At 70.1% G+C, this 15,614-nt stretch carries 15 protein-coding genes, 1 pseudogene and 1 riboswitch; of the genes and pseudogenes, 6 read left to right on the top strand and 10 right to left on the bottom strand.

Annotated features, from left to right (window positions below):
- Nucleotides 1-54: 54 nt before the first annotated feature.
- The gene (locus IG99_RS03140; protein WP_037669379.1) at nucleotides 55-453 is read right to left on the bottom strand and encodes an SgcJ/EcaC family oxidoreductase; all 399 of its coding nucleotides are present in this window, start codon (nucleotides 451-453) and stop codon (nucleotides 55-57) included.
- 65 nt (nucleotides 454-518) lie between these two features.
- Here IG99_RS03140 and IG99_RS51335 point away from each other — a divergent pair.
- Nucleotides 519-581, top strand: a pseudogene (locus IG99_RS51335) (DUF397 domain-containing protein); the annotation flags it as partial.
- 15 nt (nucleotides 582-596) lie between these two features.
- Here the strand turns inward: IG99_RS51335 and IG99_RS03135 are convergent.
- Nucleotides 597-1,766 carry a steroid 3-ketoacyl-CoA thiolase gene (locus IG99_RS03135; protein WP_037669377.1) on the bottom strand — a complete coding sequence of 390 codons (1,170 nt, stop codon included), beginning with the start codon at nucleotides 1,764-1,766 and terminating at the stop codon, nucleotides 597-599.
- 186 nt (nucleotides 1,767-1,952) lie between these two features.
- Between IG99_RS03135 and IG99_RS03130 the strand changes: the two genes are divergently transcribed.
- Complete coding sequence (locus IG99_RS03130) at nucleotides 1,953-3,185, top strand: cytochrome P450 (protein ID WP_037669375.1); 1,233 nt, start codon at nucleotides 1,953-1,955, stop codon at nucleotides 3,183-3,185.
- A gap of 77 nt (nucleotides 3,186-3,262) precedes the next feature.
- Here the strand turns inward: IG99_RS03130 and IG99_RS03125 are convergent, their stop codons facing one another.
- From IG99_RS03125 to IG99_RS03100, 6 genes are all read right to left on the bottom strand, one after another.
- Complete coding sequence (locus IG99_RS03125; RefSeq protein WP_037669373.1) at nucleotides 3,263-3,679, bottom strand: aggregation-promoting factor C-terminal-like domain-containing protein; 417 nt, start codon at nucleotides 3,677-3,679, stop codon at nucleotides 3,263-3,265.
- Nucleotides 3,680-3,971: 292 nt separating this feature from the next.
- Nucleotides 3,972-4,823 (bottom strand): ECF transporter S component, encoded by an 852-nt coding sequence (locus IG99_RS03120; RefSeq protein ID WP_037669372.1) that lies wholly within the window; start codon nucleotides 4,821-4,823, stop codon nucleotides 3,972-3,974.
- 74 nt (nucleotides 4,824-4,897) lie between these two features.
- On the bottom strand, nucleotides 4,898-6,592 hold the full coding sequence (locus IG99_RS03115) for an ABC transporter ATP-binding protein (RefSeq protein ID WP_037669370.1): 1,695 nt from the start codon (nucleotides 6,590-6,592) through the stop codon (nucleotides 4,898-4,900).
- Nucleotides 6,589-7,686, bottom strand: coding sequence for a CbiQ family ECF transporter T component (locus IG99_RS03110; protein WP_234311743.1), 1,098 nt, complete (start codon nucleotides 7,684-7,686; stop codon nucleotides 6,589-6,591). The genes IG99_RS03115 and IG99_RS03110 overlap by 4 nt, the downstream gene beginning before the upstream one ends.
- A 52-nt stretch (nucleotides 7,687-7,738) precedes the next feature.
- Nucleotides 7,739-8,371, bottom strand: a complete 633-nt coding sequence (locus IG99_RS03105) for an SCO2322 family protein (protein ID WP_037669368.1) — start codon at nucleotides 8,369-8,371, stop codon at nucleotides 7,739-7,741.
- Nucleotides 8,368-9,585: a prenyltransferase/squalene oxidase repeat-containing protein gene (locus IG99_RS03100; protein ID WP_037669366.1), complete on the bottom strand. Its 1,218-nt coding sequence runs from the start codon at nucleotides 9,583-9,585 to the stop codon at nucleotides 8,368-8,370. Before IG99_RS03100 ends, IG99_RS03105 begins: the two co-directional genes overlap by 4 nt.
- A gap of 119 nt (nucleotides 9,586-9,704) precedes the next feature.
- Nucleotides 9,705-9,838, bottom strand: a riboswitch (cobalamin riboswitch).
- A gap of 49 nt (nucleotides 9,839-9,887) precedes the next feature.
- On the opposite strand from IG99_RS03100, the gene IG99_RS03095 reads away from it, so the two are divergent.
- The gene (locus IG99_RS03095; RefSeq protein WP_037669365.1) at nucleotides 9,888-10,529 is read left to right on the top strand and encodes a phosphotransferase; all 642 of its coding nucleotides are present in this window, start codon (nucleotides 9,888-9,890) and stop codon (nucleotides 10,527-10,529) included.
- Between the two features lie 169 nt (nucleotides 10,530-10,698).
- On the opposite strand, the gene IG99_RS03090 is transcribed toward IG99_RS03095, so the two are convergent.
- On the bottom strand, nucleotides 10,699-11,751 hold the full coding sequence (locus tag IG99_RS03090; RefSeq protein ID WP_037669363.1) for an MBL fold metallo-hydrolase: 1,053 nt from the start codon (nucleotides 11,749-11,751) through the stop codon (nucleotides 10,699-10,701).
- A 251-nt stretch (nucleotides 11,752-12,002) separates the two neighbouring features.
- Between IG99_RS03090 and IG99_RS48590 the strand changes: the two genes are divergently transcribed.
- Both IG99_RS48590 and IG99_RS03080 read left to right on the top strand, forming a co-directional pair.
- Nucleotides 12,003-12,575 (top strand): hypothetical protein, encoded by a 573-nt coding sequence (locus IG99_RS48590; protein WP_158973114.1) that lies wholly within the window; start codon nucleotides 12,003-12,005, stop codon nucleotides 12,573-12,575.
- Between the two features lie 444 nt (nucleotides 12,576-13,019).
- Nucleotides 13,020-13,805, top strand: a complete 786-nt coding sequence (locus tag IG99_RS03080; protein WP_078947501.1) for an NUDIX domain-containing protein — start codon at nucleotides 13,020-13,022, stop codon at nucleotides 13,803-13,805.
- Here the strand turns inward: IG99_RS03080 and IG99_RS03075 are convergent.
- Nucleotides 13,789-14,832, bottom strand: a complete 1,044-nt coding sequence (locus IG99_RS03075; RefSeq protein ID WP_199815448.1) for an XRE family transcriptional regulator — start codon at nucleotides 14,830-14,832, stop codon at nucleotides 13,789-13,791. The two genes, IG99_RS03080 and IG99_RS03075, sit on opposite strands and share 17 nt — an antisense overlap.
- Before the next feature lie 424 nt (nucleotides 14,833-15,256).
- On the opposite strand from IG99_RS03075, the gene IG99_RS03070 reads away from it, so the two are divergent.
- A complete protein-coding gene (locus IG99_RS03070; protein ID WP_037669360.1) occupies nucleotides 15,257-15,613 on the top strand; it encodes an SCO3933 family regulatory protein in 357 nt (118 codons plus the stop codon).
- Nucleotide 15,614: the final 1 nt, after the last annotated feature.

Here is a 15,614-nt window from a genome sequence, read left to right as displayed (position 1 = left end):
GTGGTGACAGGCATGAGCAGTCGTACTCAACTCACGGAGCGGGTAGCCCCATTGTCACTTCTCGGCCGACCGCACCTGCGTGTTCTGGCAGGCGTGCAGCAGCCATCTCCCGTCGGTGTCCTTGGTCATGACGTAGAGGGGAGCGCCCTCGGTGTCGCCCTCCGGCGAGTGGTACACCTGCCTGACCTTCACGGCCGCCACGTCAGGTCTCAGGAACCGCGTGTGCACCACCTCGTAGGTGACCTCACCGTCCATGACCGCTCCGGGCAGCACGGCACGGGTGAACTCGGCGATCGCCTCGAAGCCGATGAGGACCTTGCCGTGCGCGGTCGTCCAGAGGGCCTCGGGATGGAACAGGGCGAGGAACCCTTCCGCGTCCCGGGCGCGCTGCGTGCGCTCGACCGTGGCCACGACCTCTTCGATCGCCTTGATGTCTTCGGTCTCGGTGTTCATGCCGATCAGTCTGAGACGTCAACCGTGGTTGAGGTCAAGGCACTCGAACCGGGCGTAAGTCCGGCTACAGCAGCGACCAGGGCGGCAACTGCGTCGAGATCGCCGACACCTCCTGCGCCGCCGTAGCCGTACGCGACTCTGGACTACATCCGCTGAATAATCGTCCCTGTAGCCAACCCACCCCCCGCACACATCGTCACCAGCGCGAACTCCTTGTCCGTCCGCTCCAGTTCATGGAGGGCCGTCGTGATGAGGCGGGCGCCCGTTGCCCCCACCGGGTGCCCGAGCGCGATCGCGCCCCCGTTGACGTTGACCTTCGTCAGGTCCTGCTCGAAGACCTGAGCCCAGCTCAGCACCACCGACGCGAAAGCCTCGTTGATCTCGACCAGGTCGATGTCCTTGAGGGACATCCCCGCCTTGCCCAGCACAGCGCGCGTCGCGTCGATCGGGCCGTCGAGGTGGAAGTGGGGGTCGGCGCCGACCAGGGCCTGCGCGACGATCCGTGCCCTCGGCTTGAGTTTCAGGGCGCGTGCCATCCGCTTGGACGCCCACATGATCGCCGCCGCGCCGTCGGAGATCTGGGACGAGTTGCCCGCCGTATGCACCGCCGACGGCATGATCGCCTTGAGGCCGGACAGCGCCTCCATCGTCGTGTCGCGGAGCCCCTCGTCGCGGTCCACCAGGCGCCACATGCCCTGGCCGGAGGCCTGTTCCTCCTCCGTTGTCGGGACCTGGACCGCGAAGGTCTCCCGCTTGAAGCGTTCCTCGGACCAGGCGTTGGCGGCACGCTCCTGGGAGAGCAGCCCGAGCGTGTCGACGTTCTCCCGCGTCAGGCGCCGGTGGCGTGCGATGCGTTCCGCCGCCTCGAACTGGTTCGGGAGGTCCACGTTCCACTCCTCCGGGAACGGCTTTCCCGGGCCGTGCTTGGAGCCGGAGCCCAGCGGGACGCGTGACATCGACTCGACGCCGCAGCTGATGCCGACGTCGATGACGCCCGCCGCGATCATGTTGGCCGTCATGTGGGACGCCTGCTGGGAGGAGCCGCACTGGGCGTCGACCGTCGTCGCGGCCGTCTCGTAGGGCAGGCCCATGGTCAGCCAGGCCGTTCGGGCGGGGTTCATGGACTGTTCGCCGGCGTGGGTCACCGTGCCGCCGACGATCTGCTCGACGCAGTCGGCGGGGATGCCGGTACGGCCGAGGAGTTCGCGGTAGGTCTCGCCCAGCAGGTAGGCGGGGTGCAGGTTGGCGAGCGCGCCGCCGCGCTTGCCGATGGGGGTGCGGACGGCTTCTACGATGACGGGTTCGGCGGCCATGGGTGCGGGTCCTCTCCTCCGAACGTACCCGAGCATGAGGGTGGAACTAGTACGTGTTCTAGTTCTCTGTGGAGCAGTCTGCGGACGTGATGTGCGTCACCGCAAGGGTCTTGCAGGCTTCAGGCTCCTGAACTACCTTCACCGCACCCCTGTTTCTGATGGACCGTCAGATGGCTGGAGCTGCCCATGCCCTGTCCAGCGCTGCCCGACGGGTTCGACTTCACCGACCCCGACCTGCTGCACCACCGTGTGCCTCTCCCGGAATTCGCCGAACTGCGCCGGGCCGAGCCGGTCCGCTGGATCCCGCAGTCGGGGAACGTGGCCGGCTTCGAGGACGAGGGCTACTGGGCCGTGACCCGGCACGCGGACGTCAAGTACGTCTCCACGCACCCGGAGATCTTCTCGTCGTCCCTCAACACCGCGATCATCCGCTTCAACGAGCACATCGAACGCGACGCGATCGACGCCCAGCGGCTGATCCTGCTGAACATGGACCCGCCCGAGCACACCCGGGTACGGCAGATCGTGCAGCGCGTGTTCACGCCGAGGGCCATCCGGGCGCTGGGGGAGCGGCTGCGGCAGAGGGCGCACGACATCGTCGCGGGGGCCCGGGCGCAGTCCGGCGACTTCGACTTCGTCACGTCCGTCGCCTGTGAGCTGCCCCTCCAGGCCATCGCCGAGCTGATCGGGATCCCTCAGGACGACCGGGCCAAGATCTTCGACTGGTCCAACAAGATGATCGCGTACGACGACCCGGAGTACGCGATCACCGAGGAGGTCGGCCGGGAGTCGGCCACCGAGCTCATCGCCTACGCCATGAACATGGCCGCCGACCGCAAGCAGTGCCCGGCCAAGGACATCGTCAGCACGCTGGTGACCGCCGAGGACGAGGGCAGCCTCCGTTCCGACGAGTTCGGGTTCTTCGTGCTGATGCTGGCCGTGGCGGGCAACGAGACCACCCGTAACGCCATCACCCACGGGATGCACGCCTTCCTCACCCACCCCGAGCAGTGGGAGCTCTACAAGCGGGAGCGGCCCTCGACCGCCGCCGAGGAGATCGTGCGGTGGGCGACGCCCGTGGTCTCCTTCCAGCGGACGGCGACCCAGGACACCGAGCTCGGGGGAAAGCGGATCAGGAAGGGGGACCGGGTCGGGATCTTCTACGCCTCGGCCAACCACGATCCCGACGTCTTCGAGAACCCGGACGCCTTCGACATCACCCGAGACCCCAATCCCCACCTGGGGTTCGGTGGCGGCGGGCCCCACTACTGCCTCGGCAAGTCCCTCGCCGTCCTCGAGATCGACCTCATCTTCAACGCGATCGCGGACGCGATGCCCGGGCTGCGGCTGGTGAGTGATCCGCGCAGGCTGCGGTCCGCGTGGATCAACGGGGTGAAGGAGCTGCGGGTCACGACATGACCCGTGACATGAGTGAAGGCGGCGGCCCCGGGGGATTGAGGGCCGCCGCCTTCACGTGCGGGGGAGGCTCGGCCGGCTCAGTACCAGCCGTTGGCCTGCCAGAAGTTCCAGGCGCCGACCGGGCTGCCGTAGCGGGACTTCATGTAGTCCAGGCCCCACTTGATCTGCGTCTTGGCGTTGGTCTTCCAGTCGGAACCGGCCGAGGCCATCTTGGAGCCCGGCAGGGCCTGGACCAGGCCGTAGGCGCCGGAGGAGGCGTTGGTGGCGTTGACGTTCCAGCCGCTCTCGTGCTGGACGATCCTGGAGAAGGCGTTGTACTGCGCGGCGTCGGGGATCATCTGGTGCGCGACCGCCCGGGCCTCGGAGGCCGAGGCCGTGGTGGCCGCGTGAGCGGGCGCCGCGGTCAGGGCCATACCGGCGGTGGCGGCGGCCACGGCGGCGGTGGTGAGGGCCTTCTTGGGGGAAGCGACGCGGCGGATGAAAGCGACGGACACGGAGAACCTGTTTCTTCGGGGACGGGGGGCGTCGCGGACACCGGGGGTGTCACGGACATGCGTCGGCGCCGAGGCCCGTGGGCTTGTCGGCGCCGTGCGACGTCATCCACAGAAGCAGGCTCGAAAGATGTCCGCAATGACCGCTTTTACTAGTCGTGGCCGCATCCGGGCGGACGCCCAGTTTTGTGACCTGGCTCTCAATACGCAGGTCGGAGGGGCTTGGTCCGCGTGCATGACAGGCTGTCGCGGGTACGGCCCCGGCTCGTAGGTGAGCTGCGTCATGTGGGCCGGTTCACGGCCTGGGGGCCTCGAAAGTGACCTGGGTCTCGAAGGCCGCCCGACGGGTGGCGCGGCGCAGCGCCCTCAGAACCGCCGGGCCGAGGGTGAGGGTCAGCACGACGGTCACGACCGCCCGGCCCAGGTCCCAGCCGAGGGACGTGGCCAGGCAGTACGCGACGAAACGGGCCACGTTCGCGGCGACCGTGGCGTCCGGGTCGAACGCGATGGACGAGGCGTTGCGGTCCATGAAGGGCCAGCCCTGCATGTTCATGGCCGTGCCGTAGGCGAAGGCGGCCAGGAAGCCGTACCCGGCGAGCAGCAGCAGCTCGGCCCGGCCGCGCAGGCGGTCCACGCCCGGCAGCAGGCCCGCGCCCATGGTGAACCAGCCCATCGACAGCATCTGGAACGGCATCCACGGGCCCACCCCGCCCGTGAGCAGGGCGGACGCGAACATCGTGACCGAGCCGAGCACGAAGCCGAAGCCGGGGCCGAGGACCCGGCCGCTGAGCACCATCAGGAAGAACATCGGCTCGATGCCGGCCGTGCCCGCGCCGATCGGACGCAGGGCCGCCCCCGTCGCCGCCAGCACACCGAGCATGGCCACCGCCTTCGCTCCCAGCCCCGACTCGGAGATCGTCGCCCCGACGACCGCGACCAGCAGGACCAGCAGACCCGCGAAAAGCCATGGCGCGTCCTGCGCGTGCGCGGTGAGCTGCGAGGCGGGCGGCGCGAGAAAGGGCCAGCCGAACGCGACGACCCCGACCGTGCTGACCAGGACGAGGGCGGCGAGCGACCGGGGTCCGAGACGGACGGCACGGGCCTGGGGGTCGGTGGCGCGGGTCGGAAGTGCGGGGGGAGAGTTCACAGGGTCAGGCCGCGCAGGGTCAGGACGTACAGGGTCAGGACGTACAGGGTCAGGACGACGTACAGGTTCAGGGCTCATGCGAGAGCCCTCCGTACCTGCGCGACCGTGAGCCACTGCTGCGGGGCCAGGATCTTCGTCACCTGGGGCGCGAAGGAGGGGGAGGAGACGACGACCTCCGCTGTCGGGCCGTCGGCGATCACCTCGCCGTCGGCCAGGAGGACGACCCGGTGGGCGAGCTCGGCGGCGAGTTCGACGTCGTGCGTGGCCAGGACGATGGCGTGACCTGCGGCGGCGAGCTCGCGCAGGACGGTCACCAGGCGGGACTTGGCCGCGTAGTCCAGGCCCCGGGTCGGCTCGTCCAGGAGGAGGAGGGGCGGGCGCGCGGTGAGGACCACGGCCAGCGCGAGCGCGAGGCGCTGGCCCTCGGAGAGGTCGCGCGGGTGGGTGCCGTCGGTGATGCCGGGGAGCAGGTCCGAGACGAGCGCCCGGCACGTGCCGGGGTCGGCGCCCGCGTCCCGGTCGGCCGCCGTGCACTCGGCGGCGACCGTGTCGGCGTACAGCAGGTCGCGTGGTTCCTGCGGGGCGAGGCCGACGCGGCGGACGAGGTCGCGGGGCGCGGTGCGGTGGGGGACGGCGCCGCCCACGCGCACGGACCCGGAGGACGGCTCGACGAGTCCGACGAGTGTGTTGAGGAGAGTGGACTTCCCGGCGCCGTTGCGGCCCATGAGGGCGACCGTCTCGCCGGGGGTGACGGTGAGGTCGACGTGGCGCAGCGCCTGGACGCGGGCGCGGCGGACGGCGAGGGCGCGCACTTCTGCCGGGTCAGGGGAGCGGGGGGTGTCCTGTGCCTTCGGGGCGCGTCGGAACCAGCGACGGGGCGGGGCGCCCACCGGCTCGGAGAGTCCGGCCGATGTCGCAGCCGCGCGCCCCTCGAAGGCGATGTCGCCCTGCCGTTCCTCGAGTCGCTCCCGCAGGCCACCCGCCCGCCGCCGGGCGTCGCGGACCGTCAGCGGCAGCGGGGACCAGCCCGCGAGGCGGCCGAGGCCCACGACGGGTGGGTACACCGGTGACACGGCCATCACCTCCGCCGGGCTGCCCAGGACCGGCGCCTCGCCGGGGCCGGGCAGGAGGGCGACCTGGTCGGCGTACTGGATGACGCGTTCCAGGCGGTGTTCGGCCATGAGGACGGTCGTGCCGAGGTCGTGCACCAGGCGCTGGACGACCGCAAGGACCTCCTCCGCGGCCGCCGGGTCCAGGGCCGACGTCGGCTCGTCGAGGACGAGGACCCTGGGGTGCGGGGTGAGGACCGAGCCGATCGCGACGCGCTGCTGCTGGCCACCGGAGAGGGTGGCGATCGGACGGTCCCGGAGATCGGCCAGGCCGAGAAGGTCGAGGGTTTCCTCGACGCGGCGCCGCATGACCGCGGGCGGCAGCCCCAACGACTCCATGCCGTAGGCGAGTTCGTCCTCGACGGTGTCGGTGACGAAGTGCGACAGCGGGTCCTGGCCCACCGTCCCCACCACGTCGGCCAGTTCACGCGGCTTGTGGGTGCTGGTGTCCCGGCCGGCGACCGTGACGCGACCGCGCAGGGTGCCGCCGGTGAAGTGCGGGACGAGTCCGCTGACGGCTCCGAGGACCGTCGACTTGCCGACACCCGACGGGCCCGCGAGGAGGACGAGTTCACCCTCCGGCACTTCGAAGTCGACGCCGCGGACGGTGGGTTCGGTGGCTCCGTCGTACGTCACGGAGACGTCCTGGAAGCGGATCACGACGGCTCCTTCGGCGTGGGGGTGGGGGCGAGGAAGGCGGGGAGGAGGCCGAGGAGGACCGCCGCGGCGGGCCACAGGGGAAGGGAGGGCGCGACCAGGGGGATGGTGCTCGGGTGCAGGGCCGTCGGGTCGGTGGAGGCGGCGACGGTGAGGAGGGCGGCGACGGCCACGCCGGACGCGGCGACCAGGCAGGCGCGAACGTTCCAGACGTCCGGACGGTAGCGGGTGCGCGGGGAACGCCGACCTCCGAGGCGCAGGCCCGCGAGGGCGGCGGCGAGCCCGGTGAGCAGGAAGGGCAGGCCGTAGGTGCCGCCCGCGGCGGTGAGCAGACCGTACGTTCCCGCGCAGACGCCGAGCAGGCCGCCCAGGGTCAGGGCGGTGGTCGTACGGCGGACGGATGCGGGGACGTCGGCGGTGCGGCCGTAACCGCGCGCGTCCATCGCGGCGGCGAGCGCGACCGAGCGCTCCAGGGCGCCCTCCAGGACGGGGAGGCCCACTTGGAGCAGTCCGCGCAGGCCCCTGTCCGGGCGGCCGCGCAAGCGGCGGGCGGCGCGCAGGCGTTGCACGTCGGCGATGAGGTTCGGGGCGAAGGCGAGGGCGACGACGACGGCCACGCCCATCTCGTACAGGGCGCCGGGGAGGGACTTCAGCAGACGGGTGGGACTGGCGAGGGCGTTCGCCGCGCCCACGCAGACGAGGAGGGTGGCCAGCTTCAGTCCGTCGTACAGCGCGAAGAGGAGGCCTTCGGCGGTGACCCTGCCGCCGAGGCGGATGCCCTGGGCCCAGTGGGGGAGGGGGACTTCGGGGAGGGTGACGATCACCTGCGTGCCGGGGACGGGGGAGCCGAGGACGACGGCGAAGAGGAGGCGGATGAGGAGAACGGCGAGGGCGAGCTTGAGGAAGGCGGTGTAGGAGCGGGCGGTGGGGGTGGGGGCGCGGTGGGTGGCGACGACGTAGGCGGAGGTGGTGAGGAGGAGAGCGAGGAGGAGGGGGTTGGTGGTGCGGGTGGCCGCGGTGCCGAGGGACAGGGACCAGAGCCACCAGGCGCCGGGGTGGAGTTGCGCGGCGCGCTGGTGTCGGGGGGTGGGTGCGATGGCCGGCGCTTGCGGGGTGCCGCTCTCCGTCGAGATGCCGGTCCGGCCGAAGCTACGCACGGCGGCGTGCCTGCCAGACCGCTGCGCCCGCCAGTGCCGCGACCACCACCGCGCCGCCGAGGAGGCCGACGGACGGGCCGCCGCCCTCCTGCGACTTCTTCGCGTCCGCCGTCGGCTTCACCGCCCCGCTCACCTGCTCACCGCACCCCTTCCGCGGATACCCCCCGATCGCGCACAACAGGGCGTTCGTGTCGTAGCGCAGGGGCTTGGCCACCGAGGCGAGGGCCTCCGCCGTGGTCGCGTCCGTGCGGACCACCGCGCAGGCCGTCCGCGGGGCGGGCGGTGTCTCGCCCGAAGGGGCGTCCGCGGTCGTGCCGAAGTCGATGACCAGAGCCACGCGCTTGCGGTCGTCCCGCGCCGGCGTCTTCGCGCAGATCTCCGTGAAGGGTGCCTCGCCGCGCGGCCGGGTCGCGTCGCCGGAGTCCGCGCTGACGGCGAAGCGGAATCCCTGGACGTCGCCGTCTGAGGGGCGGGCGGTGGAGGGGCCCTGGGTGGCGTAGGTCCAGTGGTCGCCGTCGCGTTCCCAGAAGGACCAGTAGCGGTAACCGGCGGCCTGGGCCTGGACCGTGCCGGCCGCCAGGGCCAGCGACAGCGTGGCCATCAGCAGCACAACGCGGCGGATCACGGCTGCCGCCCCCGGTTCCGGCCGCTCAGGAGGAAACCGATGCCGATGCCGGCGACGAACAGGACGCCGACGGTCCACCAGACGCCGAAGCCCTTCTCGCCGTCCTTCTCGGCAGCCTGCTCAGCGGCGTCGTCGGACTTCGCCGGCGCCGGCCCCGTCGTGTTGAGCTGCTTCACCAGGTCCGTGCCGCCGAAGTCGCGTGGGTCGGTGCCCAGCGTGTGCGCCGCGAGGACGAGCTGGGCGTAGGCCGCGGGGCCGCTCTGCTTCGCCCAGGCGGTGGCGTGCTTCTCCAGCCAGGCGTACGGCTTGCGCGCGGCGGCGGTCGACCCCTGCGCGGCGAGGGAGACGACCGCGTCGGCCGTGTTGCCGTAGTCGGGCTGGTCCTCGGCGCCGGGGAGCACGGACTTCAGGAAGCCGCCCTGGGTGGCTTCGGCGAGGTAGGAGGCGCCGTTGGCCGCGACCTGCGAGGGGGTGAGCTGCCGGTCGGAGTCGGCGCAGGCGCGGCTGTCCTTCGGGGCCTGGCCGGCGGTCGTCACGAAACCCTTGCCGACGCCGGCGAGGACACCGGCGGCCGTAGCGTCCGCGTTGGCCGCCAGCTTGCCCTTCTTGTCGGGCTGGTAGGCGAGCGCGCCGCCGTCGCCCGCGCCGCAGGGGATGGACCACTTCGCCAGCAGGTCGTACGGCGACTTGCCGCCCTTGGTGACCTCCGCGGGCTTCTCACCGGCGGCCACGAGGGCGCCGACGGCGACGGACGTCGAGTTGGTGTCGCTGGGGCCGCCGGGGGTGAAGCCCCAGCCGCCGTCCGTGTTCTGGGCGGACTTCAGCCAGGTCACGGCCTTGTCGACGGCGGTGGCGTGTCCGCCGAGGGCGGCGAGGGCCTGAGCGGCGGCGGCCGTGCTGTTGGTGTCGACCACGACCTTGGGGTCGCACGGCTTCGCGGCGTCGGCGCGGAAGGCGGCGAACGCGCCGCTCGCGCACTGCTGTCCGGCCAGCCAGTCCACCGCCTTGGCGGCGGGCTTCACCTCCACGGTGTGCTGGGCGAGCAGAGCGAGGGACTGGCGCCAGACACCGTCGTACGTCGGGTCGGCGCTGCCGTAGAGGCCGGAGGGTATCGCCACGGACGGGGACGGGGACGGGGGTGCGGCGACGGCGGGTGCGGCGGCGCCGATCACGGTGGTGGCGGCCAGGACCGCGGCGCTGCGGCGGACGTTCATGAGCGGCGGGTGCCTCTCTCCCTTGTGCCCAGCGGGCCGGGCAGCACGGGACACCCCGGCGGCTCGGCTCCGTAGACCTCGACGGTGCCGTGCGGCGGCGGGTGCCGACGCACGTGTGAGCCGGTCATGTGTCCCGTGCGGGGCGATCCGGCTCGCCGGCCTGGACGGACGGCTCACGGTTGCGGGTCAGCGCCGGATTTGCACCGGCTTCCCCCTGTACGGGTGTGATGACGACCGGGCCACTCTACCGGCAGGTAGGAAGACGGCTGAGGGCCGCCCGTGCTCGCCGGTAGGTTCGGATCATGCCAACCACGGGGAGACTGCTCGGCTCGGGCCGTACGGCCGACGTGTACGAGATCGACGAGGCGTGGGTGCTGCGCCGCGACCGGGAGGGGTGGGGGGACGCGGCGGCCGAGGGGGCGCTGATGGAGTACGTACGTGGACACGGTTACCCGGTGCCCCGGGTACGGCCGTCCGACTCCCGTACGGACCTGGTGATGGAGCGGCTTGACGGGCCGACCATGGTGGGGGCGTACGCGGAGGGCGCCCTGAGTGCCGAGGACGCGGGGACCGTCCTCGCCGGACTTCTGCGCCGGCTGCACGCCGTCCCCGGCCGCGTCATCCACCTGGACCTGCACCCCGAGAACGTGATCGTCACCGACACCGGCCCCCGCGTGATCGACTGGGGCACCGCCGAGAGGGGTGAACCAGGGCTCGACTGGGGCATGTCCGCGATCATCCTCGCCCAGGTCGCCCTCTCCGACGAGCCTTACGCCGACCCCGCCCGCGCCATGCTGGCGGCCCTCCTCACCGACCCGTCGGACCTCACGGAGGAGGGCCTGACCGAGGCCCGGCGCCGCCGCGCGCTCAACCCGACGATGAGCCGGGCGGAGGTGGAACTGCTGGGTGCGGCAGAGGAGTTGATCCGCTCGTTCATGGCCTAGCCGGCTGGGAGGCGCGGGGCGTCTCTCCGCCGAAGGGCAGGAACAGGGCGCGGGACGAAAGCGGCCAGGTGCCGTCCGGGCCGCGGTGGGAGGCGTCGTCCTCGGAGTGGCCGATCTGGACGGGGGCCCGCGGGGGGCCATGGCGTGACCGTCCCGCCGGGCGAGCGCATTACACCGCCACGTACGTCACCGGCTCGCTCCCCGCCACCGCCTCCGCGCGCCCCAGTTTCACCAGGCGGCGCAGGTGGGCCTCCGCCTCGGAGACGGCGATGTTGCGGGAGGCGTGCGGGATGTCGGCCCAGGGCCGGTTCCACTCCATGCGTTCGGCGAGTTGCCAGGGGGTGAGGGGGGTGGCCAGGAGGGAGAGGAGGTCGGTGAGGCGGTCCTCGTGGTGGGTGAGGAGTTGCCGTACGCGAGCGGCCGCGTCCGTGAACGCGTGCTGGTGGGCGGGGAGGATCTCCGCGGGGGCGAGACGGCCGACGCGTTCGAGGGAGTCGAGGTAGTCGCCGAGGGGGTCGGTGACGGTGGCGTCGTCCGGATCCTCGTAGAGGCCGATGTGGGGCGTGATCTCCGGGAGCACGTGATCGCCGGAGAACAGGCGCCCGTGGCCCGGTAGTTGGCCGGGGTGTGCCTCCTCCAGATGGAGGCACACGTGACCCGGGGTGTGGCCCGGCGTCCAGATCGCGCGCAGGCGACGGCCGGGGAGGTCGAGGAGTTCGCCGGGGACGATCTCGCGGTCCGGCAGGGCGGGGGAGAGGCCGGGCAGGGCGCGGCGGGGTGCCGTACGCAGCGGCGCCACATGCTCCTCCGGCGCCCCGGCAGCCGTGAGTTTCGCCGTCATGTAGGTGAACCAGCGCTCGGGCCGGGTCTCGCGCGTCCTGCGGACGATCGCCAGGTCCGCCGCGTGCATCGCGATCCACGCGCCGGACACCTCACGCACCCGGCCTGACAGGCCGTGGTGGTCGGGGTGGTGGTGGGTGATGACGACCCCGTGGATCTCGCCGACCGAGGTGCCGCACGCCGTCAGCCCCTCGGCGAGGGTGTCCCAGGACGTCGGGTCGTCCCAGCCGGTGTCGATCAGCACCGGCCCGCGATCGGTGTCGACGACGTACACGAGGGTGTGGCCGAGCGGGTTGTCCGGGATGGGCACTTCGACGGAGCGGACCCCGCCTCCGTGGTCGTACACCGCTGCCCCGTGTTCGCGGTCCTGGCTGCGCTTCATGTGCCCTCCGTCCCACGGCCGTTGCCCACTATAACTAGAACTGGTTTCAACGGGTGCTCAAGTCGACTGATGCTGTGGGGTGTTGGGCTGACCTGCGCTGATGTGTGCGCTGTCTGTCGTCGCTTGTCGACGTTGGCCACTGCCGGACGGCCCGGAGACGGCCCAGTCCGGCAGGGGTGGGATCGGTAGGGGTGTGTCCCCCTGACCCGCAGCTTGTGTACGCGGGAGTATCCGCCGGTAAGACTCATGGCATGGATTCAGGACTGGCGGCCGTGCTTGGCGCGACTGTGGGGGCGGTTGGAACCGGCGGAGCTGCGGCGATAGCTGCACTTCTCGGCCGATCACAAACTCGCATGCAACTTCGAGCGGATCTGCAAAAATCCCTCCGAGAGCCTCGCCGTGCCGCATACGTGGCTTATGCCGAGGGTTTCCGTAATTCCTTTGAGCTGTATCAAGATGCAAAGCGCCAATTGGAATTGGCGCTTGAATTTCCCGATTCTCGCTCGGAATGTTTGGAGGGGACTAGGCGTCTATACGGTCAGGCCTTCGAGCGGCAGAAAAGGCTAGAACATGAAGAGTCTGTCGTTTACGTTGAGGGACCGTTAGAGGTTACCTCTGCGGTAGTGAAGGCAGGGGGTGCCCTTGGCGAGTATAGGAGTGCCCTGCTCGAAGCGTTGCAGGGAGTCGATGAAGTGCCGGATAGCGAGGTGGTGAGCCGTATTGAGAAGATTGAGCTCAAGGTGTCGGCAGCACACAGAAGCTATCTGAAATTCCTCTATGCCGCTTCCGATGCTCTCGGGTACGACCCCCTCAAGTCAGGCTAAGAAACGGAGGTCGGCGTAGCGGCTTTGGGCTGGAGCTGCTTTGGGGCGAGTGATCATGGCCCCGTAAGCTGATGGCGAGTCGGGCAGTCAGTGGACCTGCCCGTAAAGCACGACGTTGGGGCCATGATCTTAGAGGCTCGCCCCAAAGTGGCTGCCTAAAGCCGTGGAGCCGACCGCCCCAGCCACAGAGGGTGTATCCCTCTTCATGCCCGCAGCCGCCGAGCGCGCCGCCGGGCGCGGCCAGCCGGGGCGCAGACAGGAGGCAGGCCGCGCCGCAGAGGCGGCGCGCGCCCGCGCCGTGCGCGGGCACTTGATGAAGTAGGGAAAGTTGTACCGCGCTCGTCGGTGATCGTCTGGTTCGGCTCGTGCCTACTCACGTGAGTAGCTTGTAGCTACGCTTGGTCCCGTCACCGCAACTCAACCAACAAGGAGTGTGCTCACCGGATGGGACCGAAGTCAGAGCGGGTCTACCGCACGATCCGTGAGTGGATCTCGACGGGGAAGTACCTGCCTGGTTCCAAGATCCCTTCTGAGCGGACGCTGTCCGAGGAGCTGGGCATCGGCCGCACGGCGTTGCGCCAGGTGCTCGCGAAGCTCATCACTGAGGGCGTCATCGAGGTGCATGGCCGCAGCTCCTACCGTGTGCCCGATCGGTCCGTGACCACCGAAGCGCCGGCAGATCTGGAGCCTTGGCAGATCCATGGTGAGCGCACCCTGTACGACAACCGCTGGGTCAAGCTCAGCCTGGTCGATGTCGAGCCGCCAGGAGTCGAGCGCTTCGAGCATCACGTGGTGAAGCTGCATCACGTGGCCATCGCCGCCGTCATCGATGACCAGGACCGCGTCCTCATGATGTGGCGCTATCGCTTCGTGCCCGACTCCTTCGGATGGGAGCTCCCAGGCGGCATCGTCGAAGAGGGGGAAGACCCTCTGCAGACTGCGCTTCGGGAAGTCGAAGAAGAGACCGGCTGGCGGCCTGAAGCTCTTGAGCACGTGGTCACCTACCAGCCCATGGTGGGCATGGTCGACTCACCGCATGAGATCTTCGTGGGTCAGGGCGCCAAGCTCGTCGGGGAACCGACGGACCTGGAAGAGGCAGGACACATCGCTTGGGTGCCGCTCTCGGACATCCCCGGGCTGATGGCGCGCGGTGAACTCATGGGCTCGGGAACGCTGGTGGCCCTGCTGCATGTTCTGTCCTCCGGCGCTTCGCCTACAACCGCTGCGTGAGCTGCTCGATCCTCCGCCGCTGACGGACGGACCCCGTGCGGTTCGCCGTCAAGCGGGCCTGGCGAAGGTGCTCGTGCGCCTGGTCGTATTCGCCGCGGGCTATGTGGGCCTGGGCGAGATCGCAACGTAGTCCGGCGGACGCCCGTATGAATGTGGGGTCGGCATTGTCGAGCGCTGTGTAGAGACTGCCCACCGCCTCGTCGTCACCGATCAGGGCGAGCGCGTTGCCGCGCCACCTGGTGAGATGCCCTTCGTTCAGGAAGATGCTCAGCATGTCCGGATCACGGGCTTCCTCGCCCGGGGGCAGGGATCGCATGGCGTTCTCTAGCGAGCGCTGGCAGTCGTCGGGCAGGCCCGCCCGGGCGCAGATCTCGGCCTCGGCCGCGTACAGCCAGGCTGTGAGGCGCGGGGACATGGTCTTGCCACCGAGTCGCTGCGCGTCGCGTATCAGTTCCACTGCCATGGGCGCCCGCCCTGCGTCACAGAGCACGTATGCCTGCTCGGCGGTGGCGTGCGCCAAGTACATCGGCTCTTCGGCCTCTTGCGCGGCTCGTTTGCCCAATTCGTAGTGCCGCCAGGCTCGTTCTACGGCGCCCACGTCGAGCGCTTGCCAGGCCGCCAATGTCGCTGCGCCGGCCAATGCCCGAGCAACAGGGCGTCGGGTCTCCGGGAGCACGGCGAAGGTGAGGGCGTCCTCGAGAGTCGCCAGGTGGGCTGTCATTTGGTCGACGAGACTCGCGGCACCCAGCTGCCGATCCATGGTCCTGAGTAGCTCTGTCTGGTCCATGAAGGTGTTCACCATGGTCAGGCTGATGCTGCGAGCAGCGTCTATCCGGCCCATGAGGTCGTCGTATCCGTCCGTCATGGTCGATGGGGCCAACAGCTCAGCCCTACCGAATAGTTCGTCGTCGGTGATGCCGAGCAGTGTGCGCAGTATCTTGGCGTAGCGCGCCGAGATGGTGCGTCGGCCGTTCTCCCACTCGGAGACGTACACGCGGAGGCTGGCTGTCGACGCGACGTCGAGCATGTGCTGTCGCGCGTGCCGCTCGATCTCCCGAACCAGCCGCTCTTGCGACCACTCCCGTGCGCTCCTTGCTGCCTTGAGTCCGTTCGTCACGTCACGCCGCCCTGACTGGGTTAAGAGACCTCATAGCAGCATGCCTCACATCAGCGCAGGTCCGAAGGGGTTAACGCGTCAGGTGTTAACCCCTGTTGGCTACCGGGGCGTTGGCAGAAGCGGTTCCCTGGAACCGTCGCAGTAAGGCGAGTTGAGACGCCAACACAGCGACACTGCTTGACATCTGGTGCGCACCAGATGCAATCTATTGGTGCGCACCAGTTGGAAGCGCAAACGCCTGTGGCTTTGCTGCCGGTTACAGCCAACGTACGAGAGCGGCGACCCACCGCCAAGCAAGTACGCCGCTCTCACCCCTCTTCAAGGGAGTTCCATCATGCGTCAGATTCCCGTGGACACCGCCTCTGCGACCGTGATGGTCGCTAAGACGCCGCAGCCGAAGGTCAAGGACCGCCGTACGGGCGAGATCGCCACCGACATGGAGACCGGTGCGAAGCTGATGACCGTGGACGTGATGTTCGCGGCGAACGACGAGGTGGAGATCCTGTCCATCACCGTGCCGGAGCCGGGCATCACGGGTGAGCTGGCCATGGGCACGCCGGTCGCGCTCACGGGCCTGATCGCGCGGCCGTGGGAGAACGACTTCAACGGCCAGAAGCGGCACGGCATCGCCTTCCGCGCGGTCGCCGTCACCTCGCTCGTGGAGGCTGCCGCGAAGCCCAAGGCGGCCTGAT

The organism is Streptomyces griseus subsp. griseus, from assembly GCF_000720255.1.
Lineage (GTDB): Bacteria > Actinomycetota > Actinomycetes > Streptomycetales > Streptomycetaceae > Streptomyces > Streptomyces griseus_I.
This window is presented reverse-complemented; position numbering and strand designations above follow the sequence as displayed.

What these genes read in the sequence shown, in the direction of transcription:
- IG99_RS03140 (WP_037669379.1), bottom strand. Translation starts at nt 453, where the DNA reads ATGAACACCGAGACCGAAGACATCAAGGCGATCGAAGAGGTCGTGGCC.
- IG99_RS03135 (WP_037669377.1), bottom strand. Translation starts at nt 1,766, where the DNA reads ATGGCCGCCGAACCCGTCATCGTAGAAGCCGTCCGCACCCCCATCGGC.
- IG99_RS03130 (WP_037669375.1), top strand. Translation starts at nt 1,953, where the DNA reads ATGCCCTGTCCAGCGCTGCCCGACGGGTTCGACTTCACCGACCCCGAC.
- IG99_RS03100 (WP_037669366.1), bottom strand. Translation starts at nt 9,585, where the DNA reads ATGAACGTCCGCCGCAGCGCCGCGGTCCTGGCCGCCACCACCGTGATC.
- IG99_RS03095 (WP_037669365.1), top strand. Translation starts at nt 9,888, where the DNA reads ATGCCAACCACGGGGAGACTGCTCGGCTCGGGCCGTACGGCCGACGTG.
- IG99_RS03090 (WP_037669363.1), bottom strand. Translation starts at nt 11,751, where the DNA reads ATGAAGCGCAGCCAGGACCGCGAACACGGGGCAGCGGTGTACGACCAC.
- IG99_RS48590 (WP_158973114.1), top strand. Translation starts at nt 12,003, where the DNA reads ATGGATTCAGGACTGGCGGCCGTGCTTGGCGCGACTGTGGGGGCGGTT.
- IG99_RS03080 (WP_078947501.1), top strand. Translation starts at nt 13,020, where the DNA reads ATGGGACCGAAGTCAGAGCGGGTCTACCGCACGATCCGTGAGTGGATC.
- IG99_RS03075 (WP_199815448.1), bottom strand. Translation starts at nt 14,832, where the DNA reads ATGCTCGACGTCGCGTCGACAGCCAGCCTCCGCGTGTACGTCTCCGAG.
- IG99_RS03070 (WP_037669360.1), top strand. Translation starts at nt 15,257, where the DNA reads ATGCGTCAGATTCCCGTGGACACCGCCTCTGCGACCGTGATGGTCGCT.